Below are 5,164 nucleotides of genomic sequence, written 5' to 3'. Positions count from 1 at the left end.
GGAGTAGGAATAGGAGTAGCCAGTCACGCCATAGGAACAACAAAAGCAATTGAAATGGGGGAAGTAACTGGTGCCATGAGTAGTTTAGCCATTGTAGTCACAGGTCTTATAACCTTGATTTTGGCCCCTATAGTAGCTCAAATTATTTTATGAAAAATAGGTACAGAAAACAATCTAGAGTATAATCTAAATAAATACTTATAATTTGGAGGAAATAATATGATGGATCGTGATTGGGAACTTATTTGTGTTCTTTATAAGGAAAAAAATATAACCAAAGCTGCAGCAAAATTATATATATCTCAACCAGCAGTTACCAAACGTTTACAGATGATAGAAAGGAAGTTGGACGTTCAGATAGTTGAAAGGGGACGAAAAGGGGTTTATTTTACTCCTGAGGGAGAATATCTGGTAAAGTGTGCTGAAGAAATGAGAGAGAAAATGAGAGAAATTATGTTGAATTTATCGTCTATGACTAAAGAGGTAAAAGGAGTTATAAAAATAGGAGCTTCTAATAATTTTGCTAGAAAAACTTTACCCCAAATATTATTTAAGTATCAGGAGATTTATCCAAAAATAAAATTTGAAATAATAACAGGATGGAGTGCAGAGATATTTAAATTACTCTGTAACAAGGAAATTGAAATAGCCTTTATAAGGGGAGAATATAAATGGTCTCAGGGAGAAAAAATATTATTTGAAGAGAATCTCTGTGCTATAAATTCAGAAAAAATAGAGTTAAAAGATCTATCGAAATTAAAAAGAATCGAATATAATTGCGATATTAAATTGAAATCTATCTTTGATAATTGGTGGAGGGAAAATTTTGCTGACCATTCATTAAAGGGCTTAATGGTAGACAGATCTGATACATGCAAGGAGATGGTAATACAGGGATTAGGATTTGCCCTAGTTCCTAATACTATTTTGAAGGAAAATGATAAATTATTCAAACTTGAACTTTTAGATAAAGATGGGGAATTATTGAAACGTAGAACTAAGGTGCTTTATTATGAAAATTTTGAGGAAACTAATCTAGGAAAAACATTTTTAGAAGTATTAAATACCATAGACCTTAAGGATTGGGGTAGAGAATAGAAAATATTTCCATAGGAGATTTTTTATTCCAAGAAATAATAAAATTATATATGATTTTTATAGTAAAAAGACCTTCTTACTGGAGGTTTTTTTACTGATAAAAATCTGGAGAAGAAATATATTGTTATTAAATTAATAGGCAATATAGAGGAGGAAGACTTTTGAAAAATTTAAAAATAATGGAGACGGCACTGAGAGATGGCCATCAATCTCTAATTGCAACTAGATTAAAAACAGAAGAGATCTTACCGATACTTGAAAAAATGGATCAGGTGGGATACCACTCTTTAGAGGTGTGGGGCGGGGCAACATTTGATGCCTGCATAAGATTTTTAAACGAAGATCCATGGGAAAGGCTCAGAGAGATAAGAAAAAGAGTTCAGAATACAAAATTACAGATGCTTTTAAGAGGTCAAAATTTGCTTGGTTACAGGCACTATGGAGACGATGTGGTAGAAAAATTTGTACAGAAATCTATTGAAAATGGAATTGATATCATAAGAATCTTTGACGCGCTAAACGACTATAGAAATATAAAGACTGCTGTAACAGCTACAAAGAAATATGGCGGAGAGGCTCAGGTGTGTATCGCATACACAACATCTGAAGTGCATACTGTGGACTACTATATAGAAAAGGTGAAGGAGATCAAAGCTATGGGTGCAGATTCTATCTGTATCAAAGATATGGCAGGGATCTTGTTACCGGAAGTTGCATATGAGATGATAACTAGGATGAAGGCAGTAACCGACCTTCCTATAGAACTACATACCCACTACACTTCAGGAATAGCATCGATGCTCTATATGAAAGCTATAGAAGCTGGGGTAGACATCATAGATACCGCTATATCACCATTTTCTGGTGGAACAGCTCAGCCGTGTACCGAGGTATTTGCAGAAGTTTACAAAGGTCATGAAAGAGATCCTCAACTAGATTTAGATCTTTTAGCCGAAATAGCTGATTATTTTAAACCGATCAAGGAAAAATACAGAGCTGAAGGGATTCTAAATCCAAAAGTTATGGATGTTGAACCAAAAACAATTAAATATCAAGTTCCAGGGGGAATGCTCTCGAATCTTTTATCACAGCTTGAAGGACAGGGAGCTGCGGATAAATATGAAGAGGTATTAAATGAAATTCCTAGAGTAAGAAAAGATTTAGGTTATCCACCTTTAGTTACTCCTCTATCTCAGATGGTAGGAACACAGTCAGTATTTAATGTCTTAACGGGATCAAGATATATGGTAGTTCCAAAAGAAATAAAAGATTATGTCTTAGGGATGTATGGACAGGCACCTGCAGAGTTAGATGAAGAAATAAAAAAAATGATCATTAAAGATGAGAAGCCTATTACTCATAGACCAGCAGATGATATAGAACCAGAATTTGAAAAACTTAAAATGGAAATCGGCGACTTAGCAAAATCAGAAGAAGATGTACTTATGTATGCACTTTTCCCTGAAATAGCTAGAAAATTTTTAGAGAAAAAAGGGAAGCCTCAAGTAAAAGAGATAGAGGAATACCAGATCAACATAATAGTTTAAGGTGGTGAAAAAATTGATATTTCAAGCAGAAATGACCTTTGCAGAAGGGTTACAGCTAACGGCAATAGCTATGGCAATAGTATTTACTTTATTATTTATAATATCTTTGATATTGGGATTATTTAAATATATCCCTCAAGAGGAAAAAAAAGTAGTACCCCAGAGAAAAAGTCCAATGGCAGCAGCACCAGTGGTACCTACAGGTGTAAACTGGGATGAATTGGAAGCTGATGAGGATATGATGGTAGCGGCGCTTGTAGCTTCTATGGAATCAGCAGGGGAAGAAAAAGAAACTAATTATAAAATAACTAGAATAACGAAATTATAAACGGAGGGTTATTAAAAAATGAAAAAAATATATAAGATAAAAGTTAATGGAAAGGCATATGAGGTTGAGTTACAAGAGATAAGTTCAGTAGAAGGGACAGTAGAAGCCCCTGCAAATGTAGGAACATCAAAACCAGCATCAGCAACTCCTAAGGTAACTATGGTAGGAGGAGAGAAGATAACAGCTCCAATGCCTGGAACTATAGTAGATATACTAGTAAAAGTTGGAGATACGGTAGCTAAAGGTCAATTAGTAGCAATACTTGAAGCTATGAAGATGGAAACTGAAATTTTAGCTCCAGATGCAGGAACAGTAACTGAAGTACATGTGGCAAAAAGCGCAGCAGTAAACTTAGGAGATGCAATAGTATCTCTAGGATAGGAGGAATGAAATGTTAGAAATTATAATTCAATTTATAGGGAGTACAGGACTTTCTCTTTTAAATGTAAAACAAATAATAATGATATTGATCGCATGTGTATTTTTATACCTTGCAATAAAGAAGGGCTATGAACCTTATCTACTAATACCTATAGCATTTGGAATGTTTATGGTTAACCTTCCAGGCTCAGGGTTGATGGATGAAGGGGGACTATTTTACTACCTATATAAGGGTACAAAATTAGGAATCTATCCACCATTAATCTTTTTGTGTGTAGGAGCAGGAACAGATTTTGGGCCCCTCATAGCTAATCCTAAAAGTTTACTACTAGGAGCAGCGGCACAGTTTGGAATATTCTTTGCTTTTTTAGGAGCAATTTATCTTGGATTTTTAGGACCAGAAGCAGCATCGATCGGAATAATCGGTGGAGCAGACGGACCGACAGCAATCTATTTGACTTCCAAATTAGCACCTCACTTATTAGGACCGATAGCCTTGGCAGCATACTCATATATGGCATTAGTTCCCATTATTCAACCACCTATTATAAGGGCTCTTACTACAAAAGAAGAGAGAGAAATAAAGATGGAACAAGCAAGACATGTAAGTAAAAATGAAAAAATAATATTTCCTATAGTAGTAACTTTTTTAGTTGTATTATTACTTCCTAGTTCTGCACCTTTAGTAGGGATGTTAATGTTTGGAAATTTAATTAAAGAATCAGGAGTAGTGCCTAAATTAGCAGAAGTTGCATCAAATACTATGATGTATCTTATTACGATTGTATTGGGACTAACTGTAGGAGCAACGGCTAATGCCGAAAACTTCTTAAATCCTCAAACATTAAAAATAATAGCTCTTGGTCTTATAGCTTTCGCCATAGGAACAGCAAGTGGAGTCTTATTTGGAAAGTTAATGTGTAAGATGACAGGTGGAAAGATAAATCCTATGATAGGAGCAGCAGGAGTATCAGCGGTACCAATGGCTGCTAGAGTAGTACAAAAAGTAGGACAGGAAGAAAATCCTCAAAACTTCTTACTGATGCACGCAATGGGACCAAATGTAGCAGGAGTAATCGGTTCGGCAGTAGCAGCAGGAATATTACTGAATGTGTTTAATTAACAATTAATAAAGGAGATGTAAAAATGATAGGTATTTGTGGAAATGAAAAAGCATCTGATGCAGTTGTAACTGTCAATTTAGAGGCTCAAGGGAAAACAGTGGAAATAAAATCTAAACTTAAAGGAATGTTTGGATCTCTTATGGAAAAAGCAGTTATGGAAGCTTTAGATGAACTTAAAGTTGAAAATGCTCATGTTAAAGTTGAAGATTTTGGAGCTTTGGATTTCATAATAAAAGCAAGAACAAAAACTGCAATTAAGAGAGCTATAAATGCTGGAGGTATAAATTAATGAAAAAATTAAGAAGAACGATGTTATTTGCACCAGCAAGTAATCCTAAATTACTTTTTAACACATCTATTTTCAGACCAGACTGTATTTTATTTGATTTGGAAGATGCTGTAAAATATGATGAAAAAGAGGCGGCTAGAGATCTATTAGTAGAAGCTTTTAAAGCTGTTGATTTTGGAAATTGTGAAATATTCGTAAGAATAAATCCTTTAAGAACTCCTTTTGGAACGGTAGCTCCTTTTGGAGAATTGGATGTAAGAGCATTGGTTCCAGCAGGTCTTACTAGAATGAGACTTCCTATGTGTGAAAAACCAGAACACATAGTGGAATTAGACGAGTTATTGACTGAAGTGGAAAAGGAAAATAATATAGAAGTAGGAACTGTAAAAATCCAAGC

General features: G+C 34.6%; 8 protein-coding genes. All 8 read left to right on the top strand.

The annotated features are described in order from the left end of the window. Positions 1–9 precede the first annotated feature (9 nt). Entirely contained in the window at positions 10–153 is a 144-nt protein-coding gene (locus ABZA26_RS07105; RefSeq protein WP_372713826.1) for an LrgB family protein, read from the top strand. A 66-nt stretch (positions 154–219) separates the two neighbouring features. Continuing rightward, positions 220–1,098, top strand: a complete 879-nt coding sequence (locus ABZA26_RS07100; protein WP_372713825.1) for a LysR family transcriptional regulator — start codon at positions 220–222, stop codon at positions 1,096–1,098. A 161-nt stretch (positions 1,099–1,259) separates the two neighbouring features. Then, a complete protein-coding gene (locus tag ABZA26_RS07095) occupies positions 1,260–2,645 on the top strand; it encodes an oxaloacetate decarboxylase subunit alpha (RefSeq protein WP_372713824.1) in 1,386 nt (461 codons plus the stop codon). Positions 2,646–2,658: 13 nt separating this feature from the next. Next, positions 2,659–2,973, top strand: coding sequence for an OadG family protein (locus ABZA26_RS07090; protein ID WP_372713823.1), 315 nt, complete (start codon positions 2,659–2,661; stop codon positions 2,971–2,973). Positions 2,974–2,991: 18 nt separating this feature from the next. Beyond that, complete coding sequence (locus ABZA26_RS07085; RefSeq protein ID WP_372713822.1) at positions 2,992–3,354, top strand: biotin/lipoyl-containing protein; 363 nt, start codon at positions 2,992–2,994, stop codon at positions 3,352–3,354. Positions 3,355–3,364: 10 nt separating this feature from the next. Then, on the top strand, positions 3,365–4,477 hold the full coding sequence (locus ABZA26_RS07080; RefSeq protein ID WP_372713821.1) for a sodium ion-translocating decarboxylase subunit beta: 1,113 nt from the start codon (positions 3,365–3,367) through the stop codon (positions 4,475–4,477). Positions 4,478–4,500: 23 nt separating this feature from the next. Next, a complete protein-coding gene (citD, locus tag ABZA26_RS07075) occupies positions 4,501–4,767 on the top strand; it encodes a citrate lyase acyl carrier protein (RefSeq protein ID WP_372713820.1) in 267 nt (88 codons plus the stop codon). Beyond that, on the top strand, positions 4,767–5,164 hold a 398-nt coding region (locus ABZA26_RS07070; RefSeq protein ID WP_372713819.1), incomplete at its 3' end, for a CoA ester lyase. The genes citD and ABZA26_RS07070, both read left to right, overlap by 1 nt.

The organism is Ilyobacter sp. (assembly GCF_041583315.1).
Lineage (GTDB): Bacteria > Fusobacteriota > Fusobacteriia > Fusobacteriales > Fusobacteriaceae > Ilyobacter.
The sequence above is the reverse complement of the archived record's forward strand: the minus strand, read 5'-3'. Positions and strand labels throughout refer to the sequence as shown.